The sequence below is a fragment of the Cupriavidus sp. GW821-FHT07C08 genome, from assembly GCF_059419025.1.
In genome coordinates this window covers 14,055-29,478 of sequence record NZ_JBWKQZ010000026.1, presented here as the reverse complement: position 1 = coordinate 29,478, position 15,424 = coordinate 14,055, and the positions used below count along the sequence as shown (strand labels likewise).

Genomic DNA, 15,424 nt, shown 5'->3' with positions numbered 1-15,424 from the left:
GCCGGCAAGGGGAGAACACCGTCCATCGGAACGCGGAGGGAGCGTGGCGTGGAACGGCCATGTCCCAGCGTTCGGAGAGGTGCTGCAGGAACGGCATGCCCCCTCCAATCCTACGAAGACGTGACGCTGAAATTCGTCCGCTTCAATCGAAGCACCGACTGGCTTGCGAGCGGCACGACGTGACATGAACCTAGCCACGTTCCGCATGGACGAGCGTTGCGTCGATCCATCCTCGCGCCAACCACTCACGTGGAATCCGCATCGGCAGACTCATCAGGATCTGCGCAAGCATCTTTCCTTGCGGGTCGTGCCGCAGCGAGGCCACGCCGCCGCCGCCCAGGGCATCGCGCAACAGAAAATTGAAGCCCATGAGTCCTGGCAATTCGTACCGCTCGACGCTGCCTTTGATGAAATGCTGGAAATAGCTTGCCACCGCCTCGCGCGTCAGCATGCCACGCAGCAGCGGCAGGAATTCCGGGCGCCGGCTCAATATGCCGATGTTCGCGTGATCGCCTTTGTCCCCGCTGCGCCCGTAGGCCAGCGCCAGCAGCGGCACGGTCACGCCGTCGCCCGGAGATGCGGTGGCCGGCAGCGTGCCCTCCGCGGCGTCAGGCGCCACCTGCCGCCCGGCCGGCGGCGGTGCCTCGCGCAGGGGCACCGACCGACCAGACACCTCCACCAGGACGGGAACGGCGTGCTTGGGAACCAGGCAGGAGAACAGACGAACCAGCGGCGTAATCGGCGGACGGCCGCCGGCGAATCCCGTGATGCCCTGCGCCATGGAGGTCGCAGAAGCGAACACTTCGCGCGAAAAGATCTCCAACGCGCGCTTGTCGTCGTGATGCAAGCCGATCTTCAGGACCACCTCGCGGGTCCGTGCGAGCGCGTTGCGCCCCCAGTTCGCTTCGGCACCGAGCACCTCGACATCCGTGCGCCGGTAGTCGGCGAATCCGGCCTCGGCCATGAGCCTTCGCGTCCGGGCCAGAAGCGCCTCCGCGATCCGACGGGCCTTGGACTCGGCCTCGATGCCCCCGAGCAGCATGGTGCCAGTCGTGCGGAAGCCGTCCTGATAGGTCACTGACACCTTGTAGTCGGCCGGAGCCGGATAACCGCGAGCGCCAAGGATCTCGACGCGATTCTCGCCCACCTGCACGGCCGTCACTAGGCGGAAGTCGCACACGACGTCCGGCAGCACATAGGCCGCGGGATCGCCGATCTCGTAGACAATCTGCTCCGACACCGTCGCCGGCGTCACTCGTCCCCCTGTACCTGGCGGCTTGGTCAGCACGAAACTGCCATCCGGCCTGCACTCGGCAATCGGGAAACCCATCCTGTCCCAGTCGTCCGCGACCAGCCGCCAGTCCGTGCTGACCCCTCCGGTCGCCTGCGTGCCGCACTCGATCACATGGCCGGCCAAGCTGCCGCCGGCCAACTTGTCGTAGTCCTCCGCGCCCCACTGGAACTCGTGAATCAGCGGGCCAAGGGCCAGCGCACTATCGACGCAGCGGCCCGTGATGACGATGTCGGCACCTGCATCCAGGGCCGCGGCGATTGGGAAGGCCCCGAGGTAGGCGTTGACGCTCCATGGCTTCGCTGGAAAGGCCTCACCGGAGTACATCTCCACTACGCCGTCCGCACGCAACACTTCCGCGTGCGCCGAGAGGTCGTCGCCCGTCACCAGGCCCACCTTCAGATCAATCCCTTGCGCATGGAGCCGTGCTTCGAGTTCCGCCTTGCACGCCCTGGGATTGATGCCACCGGCGTTCGTGATCACCCGGATCCCCTTCGCCTTAATTGTCGGCGCCAGGCTCGCCACCAGCTCCGGGAAGTCTGTCGCGAATCCCAGGCCGGGATCCTTTCGATTGAGACGTGACAGGATCGACATCGTGATCTCTGCCAGATAGTCGAGCATCAGGTAGTCGATGTCGCCCTGCTCCACCAACTGCCGGGGGCCTTCCGCACTGTCGCCCCAGAAACCGGCACCGCCGCCGATCCGTACAACTCTATTGCCGTTCATTTTCCGGTCCAGGTCGGCGCGCGCTTGCCCGCGAATGCCAGCTTGCCTTCTTTCGCATCCTGCGTGCTCGCCATCATTGAAATCATCAACTGCGCATACTCGAGCGCTTCGTGCAAGCTCATGTCCTGCATCGCGTGGAAGCCCTGCTTGAAGAGCCGGATCGCCGTGGGAGACTTACCGATGATCCGGTCCAGCAGCCACGCCGTCTTGGCGTCCAAGTCACCGCGAGGCACGAGGTAGTTGATGACCCCCATCTGCAAGGCCTCGTCGGCGCCTATCAACTCACCCGTCACGCAGAGTTCCAACAATTTGCGGCGCGGCAGCACCCTGAGCATGTGGCCGAGAATCATCATCGGCGCGACTCCGATCTTGGTCTCCGGTGTGCCGAAACGAACGTCGTCCGCCGCCACGGCCATGTCACAGGCGCAAAGAATGCCAAAGCCCCCGGCCAGGGCATGGCCGTTGACGCGGGCCACGATTGGCAGATTGCACGCCTCCATCGCCTGGAAGAGCTGGACCACATAGTGCCGCGGATTGCTGTAGTCGATGTCGAACGCCCCGCCTTCCGCTGCCTTACCGAGGTCGGCGCCGGCACAGAACGCTTGGTCGCCGGCACCAGTAATGACGATGGCGCGCAAGTGCGGATCATTCGAGGAGGTAACGACCGCCTCGCGCAGCAGACGCACCACTTCCTCGTTGATGGCGTTGCGCTTCTCTGGCCGATTCAGCGTGATCCAGCACACCTGGTCACGGGTCTCGACCAATACAGGATGTTCCATTGCTGTGTCCCCCAGTTGTTGTTTATCGCTTGTCCTGTTACATGCGGAACACACCGAAGCGCGCGTCTTCCGACGGCGCGTTTTGCGCGGCGGCAATGCCGATGCCCAGCGCATTCCGTGTCGCCACCGGATCGATGATGCCGTCGTCCCAGATTTCGGACGTCGACCAGAGGGCGGATTGCTTCAAGCGAAACTCATCAAGCACCGGTTGACGGATCCCTGCGATCTCCGCTTCCGTGGGCGCCTTGCCTTGTCGGGCCAATTGACGCACCTTCACGTCCGCGAGCGTGTTGGCCGCCTGCTCGGCGCCCATCACCGAAATCTGGGAGTTCGGCCAGCTGAAGAGCAGCCGCGAATCGAAGGCCCGCCCGCTCATGCCATAGTTCCCGGCACCGAACGAGCCGTTGCACATCACCGTGAACTTGGGAACGTCCGAGCACGCGACCGCCATGATCATCTTGGCGCCGTCCTTGGTAATCCCACGACGCTCGTATTCCTGCCCCACCATGAAGCCGGTGATGTTCTGCAGGAAGACCAGAGGCGTCTTGTTCTGGTTGCACAGCTCGATGAAGTGAGCGCCTTTCAGCGCGCTGTCGTTGAACAGCACACCATTGTTCGCCAGGATCCCCACCTTGTGGCCCCAGATATTCGCGTAGCCGCAGACGAGCGACTTGCCGTAGCCCGGCTGGTACTGGTGGAAGCGGGATCCATCGACGATCCGGGCGATGACTTCGAGCATGTCGAACTGCTGCTTGATATCGCGTGGGAGGATGCCGTAGAGCTCGGTGGGATCGTAGTAAGGCGCCTCCGCCTCGGGCATCTGCCATGCGGTGCCTGCCTTGTCGGGCTGGCGGAACTGGCTGACGATGTCCCGTGCGATGGCGATCGCCTCCGCTTCGCTGGACGCAGGGTAGTCCGCGGTGCCCGACGTCGAGGTATGCATATCGCATCCCCCCAGGTCCTCGACCGAGACGTCTTCGCCTGTGGCCGCCTTGACGAGCGGTGGCCCAGCCAGGAAGATGGCGCCCGTGCCGCGCACGATGACGTTGTACTCCGAGAGCGCCGGCACATAGGCGCCGCCTGCCGTGCAATGCCCGAGCACGACCGCGACTTGCGGAACGCCGAGCTTCGACAGCTGGCATTGGTTGCGGAAGATCCGGCCGGCGTAGTACTTGTCCGCGAACAGATCCGCCTGTTGCGGCAGGAAGCCCCCCGCGGAATCGCAGAGATGCACAACAGGTAGCCGGTTTTCGATGGCGATGTCCAGCGCTCGCACCGTCTTCTTGACCGTCAGCGGATACCATGCGCCGCCCTTCACCGAAGCGTCGCCCGCATTGACGACCACCTCGCGCCCGCCGATGATCCCTACCCCCGTCACGCAGCCCGCGCCAGGCACTTCGCCGTCGTAGGCCTGGTTGGCCGCCAGCGTGGAGAGTTCGAGGAATGGCGTGCCAGGATCCAGCAACTGCCGTAGCCGGTCACGGACGAACATCTTCCCGTGCGCAGCAAGCCGCTCCAGGTCACGCGCGGGCCGCTCGTGGCGTGCGCGCTCCTGCCTGGCATGGAACTCCGCGAGCAGTTGCTGATGGTACGCCTGGTTGGCCAGGAACTCCGGCGAAGAGGGATTGATTCTAGATTCGATACGCTTCATGTCTGCGGTTCCAGGCTGATCAGCACGGAGTCTCGGTCAAAGGTCTGCGCGGCGTCGTGGTGCACGGCTTTGACGACGCCATCGCGCGGCGCCGTGATGGTGGTCTCCATCTTCATGCTCTCCATGACGAGCAAGGCCTGCCCCCTGCTGACGGCCTCCTGCGCCTGGACCAGCACCGAGATGACAGCGCCCGGCATCGGCGCGCGGACGTGATCCCCGGCCTCGGCATCGGACGAGGCCGCCAGCCGGTCGAGGGGATGCCGGTACCGCAAGTGATAGGCTTCGCCGTCCACGTGGACATAGACGTCATCTCCCTTTTGCGCCACGACGACGGGCATCTCGATGCCCTCGACAACGACATGGGCCGCTCCCCCCTGCGACCGGCGGAGATCGACGTCGATCACGCGCCCTTCCCGATGCAGCCGGTATCCCGTCCCGGCCTTTGACAACTGGACGTCGAAGGTCACGCCTTCCACTTCAAATCCGTGGTACATCTTGAAGTTCTCCTAGTTCCGCCAAGCGCCCATGGCCGCATGCAGCGCGGGCACGGCATCCGCCGCGTCGCGCATGGGAGGGATGGCAATGCTGGCCGCGGCCAGGACCTTGTCCAGCGTCTCGCCGGCCATGACGGGCTCCTGCGCGATCTGCGGGTTCGCGTCCAGGAACCCGGTGTGCACATCGCCCGCCTGGAAAGCAGGGTGCCCGACCAGCCGCGACAGGAAGCCGACATTCGTCTTGCAGCCAAGCAGCACGAAGGTCCGCAGGGCTTCCGCGGCACGTGCCAGGGCTTCGGCGCGATCGGCGCCGTACACGATGAGCTTCGCCAGCATCGGATCGAACGCCGCGGTGACTTCCTGCCCTTCGGCGATGCCGCTGTCGAGGCGCACGCTGTCACCTGCGGGGGGCTGCATCCGCAGAACCGGCCCCGTCGTCGGCGTGAAGCCGCGCCCGGCATCTTCCGCGTAGATCCGGCATTCGATGGCGTGCCCACTGGCCTTCAAGTCGGCCTGGCCGTAACCGAGCGCCTCACCCGCTGCAATGCGTAGCTGTTCGCGGACGAGATCGATGCCTGTGATCTCCTCCGTCACGGGATGCTCGACCTGCAGGCGGGTATTCATCTCCAGAAAATAGAACTCGCCCGCGCCGTAGATGAACTCGACGGTACCGGCATTGCGGTACTCCACCTGGCGGGCGATGCCTGCGGCCACCTCGCAGATCCGGCTGCGCGTGGTCGGATCCAGCGCCGGGGACGGGGATTCCTCCACAATCTTCTGGAAGCGCCGCTGCACCGAGCATTCCCGCTCAAAGAGGTGAACCACGCTGCCATAAGAGTCGCCCAGCACCTGGACCTCGATATGGCGCGGGTTCTCCACATACCGCTCGACATATAGTCGGTCGTCGCCGAAATAGCGCTTGGCCTCCCGCCGCGCCTGGGCGATCTCGGACTCCAGGGAGTCGAGTTGCCGCACGATACGCATCCCTTTGCCGCCGCCCCCAGCGGCCGGCTTGATCAGCAACGGCGCACCCACCGCCCTGGCTCGCGCCACAAAGCTTGCGGGATCCTCGTCCTCGATAGCGCTGGGCGCCACAGGGAATCCGGCGGCCTCGACAAAGGCACGAGCCCTTACCTTGTCCCCCATCAGGTCGATCTGGTCCGGCGTGGGCCCCACGAAGATCAGGCCCGCGTCCTGCACGGCCTGCGCAAACCCGGCGTTCTCAGACAGGAAGCCGTAGCCGGGGTGGATGGCGCCGGCGCCACAGCCCTGCGCGGCCTCCAGGATCTGAGCACCGTCCAGGTAGGCAGCCACCGGTGTCTTCCCCGTGATCTCGACTGCCGCATCCGCCATCGCCACCGCGGGTGAGTGGCGGTCGGCACGGTGGAAGACCACGATCCCCTTGAGCCCGAGTGCCTGGACGCTGCGGAGGATCCGCACCGCGATCTCGCCACGGTTGGCGACCAAGACCGACTGAAACGGCCAGTCGGCAACGGCAGGCGGCGCGGTCGTCCTCACGCGCCGACCCAGGTGACCGGTCGTTGATTTCTGAGCATCTGTGTTTCCCATATTGCGCGCCTGCAGTTGGTGAGTTTGACTCACTATAGCCCATGAACAATCACTTAGTGAGTCTAACTCGCCTAGGGAATACCCGAAATACATCTTTTATTGCAAAGACAATGTGCGACATATATGCTTCGTAGTGAGTTGCACTCATTACCATCGATCACGAGGGTCTTCACGGGATATCCGGCACCCCGGCGCATCGACACTTCGACGACAACAGGAGACAGGAAGCTGATGAGCACACCATCCGTCGCACGGGCCTTTTCAGGGCTTTCGGACCTGGAGCAGGAGGTTCTGGACCAAGCCGACCGCTTCGCCCGCGCCGAGCTGTATCCGCTCGCCGCACGCATGGACGATGAAGAGTGGTGGCCTCAGGACGCGTTCAAGTCGATGGGCGCCAAGGGCTACTTCGGCATCACCGTACCCGCCGAACTCGGCGGCTCCGGGCTCGACCTGTTCACCAGCGGGCTGGTGGCACAGGCATTCTCCCGCTGGAACCACGCGCTCGCGTTGAGCTGGGTCGCGCATGAGAACCTCTGCCTGCACAACATCCTGCGCAATGCGAACGATGAGCAGAAGCAAAGGTTTCTGCCCGGGCTCTCCGATGGCTCGCTGATCGGCGCCCTTGGCCTGACTGAACCCGGGGCTGGCTCCGATGCGCTCGGCTCCATGCGCACGACCGCGCGCCGCGAGGGGAATCACTACATCCTCAATGGGACCAAGATCTACATCACGAACGGGCCAGTCGCCGATGTGCTGCTCGTCTATGCCAAGACCGATCGCGAGAAGGGCGCACATGGCATTTCCGCCTTCATCGCCGAGAAAGGCATGCCCGGCTTCCGCGTGGCGCAGAAGCTCAAGAAGATGGGCTTCCGCGGCAGCCAGACCGGTGAGCTAGTGTTCGACGAATGCAAGGTCCCCTCCGCCAACCTCGTGGGCGAAGAGAACCAGGGCGTCAAGGTCGTGATGAGCGGACTGGACTTGGAACGCTCGATGATTTCCCCCCTGTGCCTCGGCATCGCGGAGCGCGCCCTGGAACTGTCGGTGGAGTATGCGAAGACCCGGCAGCAGTTCGGCAAGCCGATCGGCAGCTTCCAGATGATCCAAGACAAGCTGGCGCAGATGTACGTCAGCGTGGAATCGATGCGCGTCTTCACCTACCAAACTCTGCGGGCCGCCAACCTGCTCGAGGCCGACGGCGGGGGACGCGGCGAGATCCACAAGCTGACGGCCGCCTCCGTCATGCATGCGGCCAACTCCATGAACAGCGTGCTCGATGCGGCGGTCCAGGTGCATGGCGGCACCGGCTACATCTGGGAATCGGAAATCAATCGGCTGTACCGCGCCACCAAGCTGTTGGAGATTGGGGCCGGAACGACGGAAGTGCGCAAGCTCATCATCAGCGGCGAGTTGCTGCGCTGATCGCAGACCACAGCACGACACGGCAGACACAAACCATGCAGATGGAAGCATCCGCTGACGAATTCAGCAACTTTGCGCAACAGATCTGGGACGCCCCCACGGCCTTCCGGGACGACCTATTCCGGGGGCAGACAGTACTGGTCACGGGGGGTGGTAGCGGTATCGGACTGGCAATTGCCCTCCTTTTCGCCAAGCTGTCGGCAAACGTAGCGATCTGTGGCCGTAACGCGGAGAAGCTCGCGCTGGCAGAGCGCTTCGCCACACGGCACCAGGCTCGCTTCTTTACACAGCAGACCGACATTCGCGAGCCCGATGAGATTGCGCGACTGTTTGACGGTATCGAGTCCGCATTCGGCCCCGTGGATGTGCTGGTCAACAATGCCGGCGGCCAGTTTCCCAAACCAGCCATCGACTTCTCGGTCAAAGGCTGGAACGCGGTCATCAACAACAACTTGAACGGCACTTGGTACATGATGCAGGAGGCGGCCCGGCGCTGGCGCGAGGCCAAGCGGGCCGGGACAATCATCAATATTGTTGCCCCCACCGAGCGAGGCATGCCGGGCGTCGCGCACACCGTCGCTGCGCGCGCGGGCGTCATCGGCCTAATGAACACGGTTGCGGTCGAGTGGGCACCGCTGAATATCCGTATCAACTGCCTCTCGCCCGGCCTTACGGCGACCAGCGGCCTGGAGGTCTACCCTCCTGAAGCCCGCAAGGAATTCCCGAAGGCTAACCCGATGAAGCGCCCGGGTACGGCAACCGAAATCTCGGAGGCCTGCATCTTCCTGGCGAGCCCTTCCGCCTCGTTCATCACCGGCGAAGTACTGCATGCCGATGGCGGATACCGGCAGTGGGGCGAGCTCTGGACCGCGGGGCGACCGGACTACTTCCGGGATCACGCCTCAGAATGAGAGCGGCTGAGCGCCAGCGCCCGCCAGCCCGACACAAGTTGTATCGTGTCGGGCTGAGCGCGGCACGTTTCCCCGGAGCTGAACTACCTCGCGTCAAGGAGGACCGAAACATGATGGCGGACGTAACCGCTGTACCTTGCTCCCCTGCGTTCGTGGCGTCCGGCGTCACGATCGACGGCATGTTCCGGCGCGCATTTCGGATCTTCCGGGAGCGTGTCGCGTTGACGTGGGAGGACGGCCAGCTGACCTACGGCGAGTTGGGCGCGCGCGCCTGGCGCCTGGCAAATGGCCTGCAGTCCCTCGGCCACATCCGGGGAGACAGAATCGCGGTACTCTCGGAGCCTCGCCCGGAATATATCGAGGCCTACGTCGCCCTGTCGGCACTCGGGATCACCGTGGTGGCGCTGAACGCCCGGCTCCATCCCGTCGAGCTATCGGCATGCATCGACAAATGTCGACCATCCGCCTTGCTAGTCTCTGGATCTTGCACCGAATTGGCCGACCGGGTCCGCGCACAGACACAAAGCGTCCGCAACTGGCTGTCATTCGACCCGATGGCCGGCTACGACGATTACGACGCGCTGCTGCGCGGGAGCCCCGAGACGGAACCTCCGCTGGTCGCCGAAGCTGCAGATATCCACAATGTCCTCTTCACCAGCGGCACAACCGGACGGCCAAAAGCCGCGATGATAAGCCAGCAGGCTGCTGCCGTGCGCGGCCTGCGCCTGGCACAATGGTTCGGCCTGGGCGAGCGCGACGGCTTCGTGGGATGGCTGCCGCTGTTCCATTGCGCAGGCAACGAGTCGCTCTACGCCACGCTCATGACCGGCGGCACTTACGCGACGCTGCGGCGTGCAGACATACCGACCATGTTTCGGTTGATTGAGCGCGATAGGCTGAGCTGGACATTGCTGCTGCCCGGTGTGATCAGCCATTTCATGGACGACCCGAGCCGCACCGGACACGATCTAGCGAGCCTGAGATTTGCCATCGGCTACGCGAACATGATGCCCCAACTGGTGTCCCGTTTGACGGAGACCTTTGACATTGACTTCTATGACGCCTTCGGCCAAAGCGAGACCAGTTATCTGGTCGCACATGGCCGCTCGGCTCCGGGCGAACTGCCGAGCTTGCGGAAGACCCCCGCACCGTTGATAGAAATCCGGATCGTCGATGACGACATGAACGAACAGCCCGTCGGCACGCCAGGCGAATGCGTCGTCCGCGGGCCGAGCCTTATGTCTGGCTACTTCGAGGATGAACGCGCCAACGCCGAGGTGTTCCACGGCGGCTGGCTGCACACAGGCGATGTCCTGGTGCGAGATGCGGACGGCATGCTGAGCTTTGTCGATCGCAAGCGCTACTTAATCAAGACCGGGGGCGAGAATGTGTACCCGGCCGAAGTCGAATCCGTCATTGCCCAGCATCCCGAGGTGGAGGAAGTCTGTGTGTTCGGGGTGCCAGACGCGCAATGGGGCGAGGCCATCAAGGCGACGATAGTGCCGCGGTCAGAGTGCACCATCACTCCCATAGAGATCGACGAGTGGTGCCGGCCGCGCCTTTCCGCCTACAAGTGCCCCCGCTACATCCAGTTCCTCCTCCAGGATGACGTTCCCAGAAGCCTCACGGGCAAGATCATCCGCAAAGCATTGAGCGATCTGCCGCTGACGGCGGACCAGCGGATACGCTGAGTGTCGGCCTCACCAGGGCAATGTACCGGCATCCCTTCCAGAACCAAGCAAAGCCAAGCGAACGCATTGAACGATCCGCGAGAACATAATGAGAACTATCGAGACCAATCTGATCCAACGCGTCAATGTCGGCGATCTGCTGACGCGCAGCGCGGCGCGCTTCCCGGACAAAGCCGCGATCATTGACGGCACGCGCCGCTTCAGCTATCGCGAATTCAACGCGTGGTCGAATCGCGTGGCAAACGGCCTCGCCTCCAGCGGCTATGGCCAGGGCGATACGATCGCGCTGATGGCGGAAAACTGCGCCGAGTTCCTGGTCGCCTACTTTGCTTGCGCAAAGCTCGGTGCCGTCTGCGTTCCAATCAATCTGTTCTGGCGCGACAAGGAGATCGCCTATGTTCTGGAGCACGCATCCGTGCGTGGCGCGATTGTCGCGCGTGACCGGCTCGACCAGTTTCTGGGAGGCACGCACGGCGGCACAACGCGATGCGACGTGTTCGTGCTCGGCGATACCACCGGGCTGCCCTCCTCTGCTACCGGCCAGCAAACCCGCGCGTTCGCGTCCCTTCACGAGAACCATTCCGAGCGGGAACCCGCCTGCTTCATCGACGATCGCGCTCCCCTGTCCTATCTGTATACGAGCGGCACGACGTCGGCACCGAAGGGGGTCGTAGGGAACCACCTGGCAATTTATCTTGAGTCGCTGGGCACGGCCATCGACACCCGGATGACGGACCGCGACCGGGTGGCCGCTTGCATGCCGATGTTCCATACAGCGCAACTGAACGCGATTTGCACACCGGCGATTGCAGTCGGCGCAACTGTCTATGTCATGAAAGGCTTCGAGGCTACCGCATTGCTCGACGCCATCGAACAGGAGTCGCTCAGCGTCCTTTTCGCCTTGCCCATGATGTATCGCTCGCTGGTCGACGCGCAGCGGGCCAAGCCACGCCGCATCGAAAGCCTGCGGCTTGCGGTCTATGCGATGGCGGTCATGCCCGAGCATGAGCTACGCGCGGCGCTCGACACGTTGGGGTGCGAGTTCTCGCTGATGTTCGGGCAGACCGAAATGAGCCCGGTCGCCACGTTCTTTCGCCCGGAACACCAACTCTCCCACCCGGGCGCCGTGGGGACGCCAGCCATCAATGTCCAGGTGGCGATCATAGATGACGAGGGCAATCATCTGCCACCAGGGAGCACGGGCGAGATCGTCTATCGTAGCCCTCAGGCCCTCACTGGCTATCTGGATAACGAGAAGGCCACGCAGGAAGCGTTCCGGTTCGGCTGGTTTCACTCCGGCGACATCGGCCATTTTGATGACGATGGCGTCCTATGGTTCCACGATCGCCACAAGGATGTCATCAAGAGCGGCGGCGAGAACATCTCCTCGCTAGAGGTTGAGAAAGCGCTCTATGAAGTCGGACCCGACCTCACCGAGGTGGCTGTCATCGGGCTCCCGCACCAGCGCTGGACCGAAGCCGTTACCGCGGTGGTCGTCGCCCGGCCGGGTGTCAACGTCGACGCGGCCGACCTCCTTGCCCGCCTGCGCAAGGTCATCAGCCCGTTCAAGTGCCCGAAGGCCATCATCCCCGTCGCGCAGTTGCCCAAAACCGCGACGGGGAAGATCCAAAAGACTGAACTGCGCAAAAACTTCGACAGCTATTTCTCAAGCGCCACCGACAACATCGATTGATTGGCGCCACCTACACATTCCATGAAACGGCAAACCAATGCCGTGGAGGTCGATGATGACGAATCATGAAATCTATATTATCGGTGCCGCCCGCACGGCGATTGGCACCTATGGCGGGTCGCTCAAGGACGTCCCGTTGACGAAGCTCGGCGCGACCGTGGTCCAGGCCGCGCTCGAGCGCTCCGGGCTGCTGGCGCCGGAGATAGGGCACGTCGTGATGGGCAATGTCATTCCCACCGTCCCCAAGGATGCTTATCTTGCCCGGGTTGCCGCGATCGATGCAGGGATCCCGCAGGAAAGCCCGGCTTTCAACGTCAACCGGCTATGTGGATCAGGCTTGCAGGCGATTATTTCCGCTGCGCAGGCTATCGCGCTGCTCGACACCGGCATTGCGATTGCGGGCGGTGCCGAATCCATGAGTCGGGGCCCTTATATCGTACCCGCGATGCGATGGGGAGCGCGCATGGGCGACGTGTCAGCGATCGACTACATGCACGGCATCCTGCATGACCCGTGGCAGAAGATCCATATGGGCATCACCGCGGAGAACGTCGCCGCGCGCTACGGCATCACCCGTGAGATGCAAGATGCGCTCGCCTTCGAAAGCCAACGGCGGGCGGCCAAGGCTATAGCCGAAGGACGTTTTCGCGATCAGATTGTCCCAGTCGCACGTCAGACGCGCCAAGGTACGAGCCTGTTCGCGGTCGATGAACACGTCCGCGCGGATGTCACACCGGAGGCGCTCGCCGGCATGCGGCCAGCCTTCAAAAAGGACGGCACAGTGACCGCGGGCAATGCATCTGGCATCAATGACGGCGCGGCCGCCCTGGTAATGGCCGGCGCAGAGCAGGTGAGAGCCCACGCACTCCGGCCGCTCGCACGCCTGGTTGCCTACGCACACGCGGGCGTCGAGCCCGCATACATGGGAATCGGGCCGATCCCGGCCACCCGCCTGGTGTTGCAGCGCGCCGGCCTGCGTGCCTCAGAGTTGGATGTCGTCGAATCCAATGAGGCGTTCGCAGCCCAAGCCTGTGCTGTGTCCCGAGAACTGGATCTCGATCCAGCCAAGGTCAACCCCAACGGCTCCGGCATATCCCTCGGGCATCCGGTCGGCGCAACCGGAGCGATCAACAGCGTCAAGGCTATCTACGAACTGCATCGCACCGGCGGCAAGTACGCTCTGGTGACGATGTGCATCGGCGGCGGACAAGGGATCGCAGCGGTGTTCGAGCGAGTCTAGGTTCTGCACACGCTTCCAGCGCGACCGGCCTTCCACCCGCCCGCTCGGTGAACAGCATACCCGTATCTTATCGCCTGAATGCCATGCGGGCATGACTTTCCTCCCTTGGTTGACTCACAACGAGGCATACGATGAACCTTCCACCTCCGATACGACTGGAGTACAAGGATGGAATCGCGACGCTCACACTTTGCCGCCCCGAACAGCAGAATGTGATCGACGATGAGTGGCTCGCCACCCTACGTCGGCATGTGCAGTTCCTGCACGGCGAGACCGACCTAAGCTGTGTGGTACTGCGCGCCGAGGGCCCGATCTTCTGCGCCGGTGCCAACGTCAAGGAAATGGCCGAGCAGGTCGATCGTCTCCCCGAGCACGTCGACGCACTGATCCAGCCCGCCCATCGGGAAATCTTGCAGCTCGCTGCCCTGCCGGTGCCGGTCATCGGGCTATTGCGCGGCGTCGCGGCGGGAGGTGGCATGTCGCTGGCGCTTGCCTGCGACATCGTGGTAGCGGTCCGGTCGGCACGCTTAGTGTTCGCCTATCCGAAGCTGGCAACTACATCTGACATGGGCCTCAGCTACGTATTGCGCGAGCGGTTGGGCCCGCAACGCGCGTTGCAGCTCTTCTTGCTTGCAGACAGCATCGAAATGGACGAGGCAGAACGCTTGGGGCTCGTCTTTCAGGTCGTAGATGATGCCGAGGCGGAGTCCGCTGTGCACCAATTGTCGAAGCGGCTATCGAGCCTGCCATCGAGAGCGGCGAAGGCGCTGTTTCTTCATGATCGCCAGACCAACCTCGCAGCGCAATTGGAACGAGAGCGACAGTCCTTTCTTTCTTGCTCTCGCACGGAGGCGTTCCGTGAGAGCGTACGCGCCTTTTGCTCTCCCTCTCCCGACGGCAAGCGGCGCGAATGACCATGCCGCTGATTGCACACCGCGGCAGCTCAGTCTATGGTCAGTAACATGCCTTCCTCCCGATGAACTCGAGCACTAAGCGATTGAACTCGACCGGCTTCTCGAAGTACGTCGAATGCCCCGCATCCTGCACCACGGCGAGTTCAGCGGCCGGCATCAATTCCGCCATCTCCCGGGCCACTGTCATCGGCACGATGGGATCCTCCCCACCAGCACCAGCGTCGGACATGCCAGCAGGCGCAACGCCCCCATTGGCATCAACCGGTCGGACGCCATCAACGCGCTGAGCGTCGCGCCCCATGGCTCTGGCGATATCGCGTAAGCACTGGGATTGAAATGGTTGATCTGGGCATAGAGTGCGACCTTGTCCGGGTGCGACGCCAGGAACCATCGGCCCAGGCCACGCTGTTCGATCGCGGTGGCCTGTTGACTGAGCTGCCGCTCGGCCAGAATGTCGAGCACCACCGGGTGGCGAATCCCGAGCGGAGAATCGCAGGCGACGAATGCTGCCACGCGCTGCGGATGATTGAGCGCCATCTTCAGCCCTATCATGCCTCCCAGCGACTGCCCGACCAGCGTGACCCGGTCGATGTCTTCCTGGTCGAGCAGGCTGACCAGGTCATGCACGAAGTTCTCGAGCGAGAACTCCTCCAGCGGCGCCCAGGATCGACCGAAACACCGGATGTCCATGGTCAGGCGGGTGTAGTGCGCACTGAAGACGGGCAATTGCTGCCACCAAGTCGCGGCATTTGACCCGGCACCATGGCAGAACAGGATGGCCGGCCCCCGGCGGCAGCGTCCGTAGTAGATGCCACGCCCCAGGGAGTTGGCGAAAGGCATAGGGTCCTCTATCCGTTGGCCTTGAGTTGGAAGTGATGCACCAGGTCCGCCCGGCGTCCGGTATCGGACCGCCCCCATTGGCCATATGGCTGCGGCATCGTCGTTCTCAGAGCCATGCTTCGAGTTCAGGCGATACACGTTCTGCGAGGTGCTTCTGCTTCTTATTTGGATTCTGGTGCCAGTCGCTACGCGCTCCTGGACTTGCT

General features: G+C 63.4%; 13 protein-coding genes. 6 read left to right on the top strand and 7 right to left on the bottom strand.

Features of this window, described 5'->3' with window-relative positions:
- Positions 1 to 190 precede the first annotated feature (190 nt).
- The 5 genes from AC07UK_RS27345 to AC07UK_RS27325 are packed head-to-tail and all read right to left on the bottom strand — an operon-like array spanning position 191 to position 6,408.
- Positions 191 to 2,017, bottom strand: coding sequence for an acyclic terpene utilization AtuA family protein (locus AC07UK_RS27345; protein ID WP_494686907.1), 1,827 nt, complete (start codon positions 2,015 to 2,017; stop codon positions 191 to 193).
- Entirely contained in the window at positions 2,014 to 2,796 is a 783-nt protein-coding gene (locus AC07UK_RS27340; RefSeq protein WP_494686906.1) for an enoyl-CoA hydratase-related protein, read from the bottom strand. Before AC07UK_RS27340 ends, AC07UK_RS27345 begins: the two co-directional genes overlap by 4 nt.
- Positions 2,797 to 2,833: 37 nt before the next feature.
- On the bottom strand, positions 2,834 to 4,447 hold the full coding sequence (locus AC07UK_RS27335) for an acyl-CoA carboxylase subunit beta (protein WP_494686905.1): 1,614 nt from the start codon (positions 4,445 to 4,447) through the stop codon (positions 2,834 to 2,836).
- Entirely contained in the window at positions 4,444 to 4,941 is a 498-nt protein-coding gene (locus tag AC07UK_RS27330) for a biotin/lipoyl-containing protein (protein ID WP_494686904.1), read from the bottom strand. Before AC07UK_RS27330 ends, AC07UK_RS27335 begins: the two co-directional genes overlap by 4 nt.
- 12 nt (positions 4,942 to 4,953) lie before the next feature.
- Complete coding sequence (locus tag AC07UK_RS27325) at positions 4,954 to 6,408, bottom strand: acetyl-CoA carboxylase biotin carboxylase subunit (protein WP_494686903.1); 1,455 nt, start codon at positions 6,406 to 6,408, stop codon at positions 4,954 to 4,956.
- Positions 6,409 to 6,741: 333 nt separating this feature from the next.
- Here AC07UK_RS27325 and AC07UK_RS27320 point away from each other — a divergent pair, with 333 nt between their 5' ends.
- The 6 genes from AC07UK_RS27320 to AC07UK_RS27295 all read left to right on the top strand — a co-directional run bounded on the left by AC07UK_RS27320 (position 6,742) and on the right by AC07UK_RS27295 (position 14,378).
- Positions 6,742 to 7,929, top strand: coding sequence for an acyl-CoA dehydrogenase family protein (locus AC07UK_RS27320; protein WP_494686902.1), 1,188 nt, complete (start codon positions 6,742 to 6,744; stop codon positions 7,927 to 7,929).
- A gap of 35 nt (positions 7,930 to 7,964) precedes the next feature.
- Positions 7,965 to 8,840, top strand: a complete 876-nt coding sequence (locus tag AC07UK_RS27315; protein WP_494686901.1) for an SDR family oxidoreductase — start codon at positions 7,965 to 7,967, stop codon at positions 8,838 to 8,840.
- Between the two features lie 110 nt (positions 8,841 to 8,950).
- Positions 8,951 to 10,531 carry a class I adenylate-forming enzyme family protein gene (locus AC07UK_RS27310; RefSeq protein WP_494686900.1) on the top strand — a complete coding sequence of 527 codons (1,581 nt, stop codon included), beginning with the start codon at positions 8,951 to 8,953 and terminating at the stop codon, positions 10,529 to 10,531.
- Between the two features lie 88 nt (positions 10,532 to 10,619).
- Positions 10,620 to 12,224 carry an AMP-binding protein gene (locus AC07UK_RS27305; RefSeq protein WP_494686899.1) on the top strand — a complete coding sequence of 535 codons (1,605 nt, stop codon included), beginning with the start codon at positions 10,620 to 10,622 and terminating at the stop codon, positions 12,222 to 12,224.
- Between the two features lie 55 nt (positions 12,225 to 12,279).
- The gene (locus tag AC07UK_RS27300) at positions 12,280 to 13,464 is read left to right on the top strand and encodes an acetyl-CoA C-acyltransferase family protein (protein ID WP_494686932.1); all 1,185 of its coding nucleotides are present in this window, start codon (positions 12,280 to 12,282) and stop codon (positions 13,462 to 13,464) included.
- A 131-nt stretch (positions 13,465 to 13,595) separates the two neighbouring features.
- On the top strand, positions 13,596 to 14,378 hold the full coding sequence (locus tag AC07UK_RS27295; protein WP_494686898.1) for an enoyl-CoA hydratase/isomerase family protein: 783 nt from the start codon (positions 13,596 to 13,598) through the stop codon (positions 14,376 to 14,378).
- Between the two features lie 40 nt (positions 14,379 to 14,418).
- Here AC07UK_RS27295 and AC07UK_RS27290 read toward each other — a convergent pair whose 3' ends face one another.
- Both AC07UK_RS27290 and AC07UK_RS27285 read right to left on the bottom strand, forming a co-directional pair.
- Positions 14,419 to 14,571 carry an alpha/beta fold hydrolase gene (locus tag AC07UK_RS27290; RefSeq protein ID WP_494686897.1) on the bottom strand — a complete coding sequence of 51 codons (153 nt, stop codon included), beginning with the start codon at positions 14,569 to 14,571 and terminating at the stop codon, positions 14,419 to 14,421.
- The gene (locus tag AC07UK_RS27285; RefSeq protein ID WP_494686896.1) at positions 14,562 to 15,218 is read right to left on the bottom strand and encodes an alpha/beta fold hydrolase; all 657 of its coding nucleotides are present in this window, start codon (positions 15,216 to 15,218) and stop codon (positions 14,562 to 14,564) included. Before AC07UK_RS27285 ends, AC07UK_RS27290 begins: the two co-directional genes overlap by 10 nt.
- Between the last annotated feature and the right edge of the window lie 206 nt (positions 15,219 to 15,424).

Excerpts from the sequence above, each read along its gene's own strand:
- AC07UK_RS27345 (WP_494686907.1), bottom strand. The coding sequence starts at position 2,017 with ATGAACGGCAATAGAGTTGTACGGATCGGCGGCGGTGCCGGTTTCTGG.
- AC07UK_RS27340 (WP_494686906.1), bottom strand. The coding sequence starts at position 2,796 with ATGGAACATCCTGTATTGGTCGAGACCCGTGACCAGGTGTGCTGGATC.
- AC07UK_RS27335 (WP_494686905.1), bottom strand. The coding sequence starts at position 4,447 with ATGAAGCGTATCGAATCTAGAATCAATCCCTCTTCGCCGGAGTTCCTG.
- AC07UK_RS27330 (WP_494686904.1), bottom strand. The coding sequence starts at position 4,941 with ATGTACCACGGATTTGAAGTGGAAGGCGTGACCTTCGACGTCCAGTTG.
- AC07UK_RS27320 (WP_494686902.1), top strand. The coding sequence starts at position 6,742 with ATGAGCACACCATCCGTCGCACGGGCCTTTTCAGGGCTTTCGGACCTG.
- AC07UK_RS27315 (WP_494686901.1), top strand. The coding sequence starts at position 7,965 with ATGCAGATGGAAGCATCCGCTGACGAATTCAGCAACTTTGCGCAACAG.
- AC07UK_RS27310 (WP_494686900.1), top strand. The coding sequence starts at position 8,951 with ATGATGGCGGACGTAACCGCTGTACCTTGCTCCCCTGCGTTCGTGGCG.
- AC07UK_RS27305 (WP_494686899.1), top strand. The coding sequence starts at position 10,620 with ATGAGAACTATCGAGACCAATCTGATCCAACGCGTCAATGTCGGCGAT.
- AC07UK_RS27300 (WP_494686932.1), top strand. The coding sequence starts at position 12,280 with ATGACGAATCATGAAATCTATATTATCGGTGCCGCCCGCACGGCGATT.
- AC07UK_RS27295 (WP_494686898.1), top strand. The coding sequence starts at position 13,596 with ATGAACCTTCCACCTCCGATACGACTGGAGTACAAGGATGGAATCGCG.
- AC07UK_RS27285 (WP_494686896.1), bottom strand. The coding sequence starts at position 15,218 with ATGCCTTTCGCCAACTCCCTGGGGCGTGGCATCTACTACGGACGCTGC.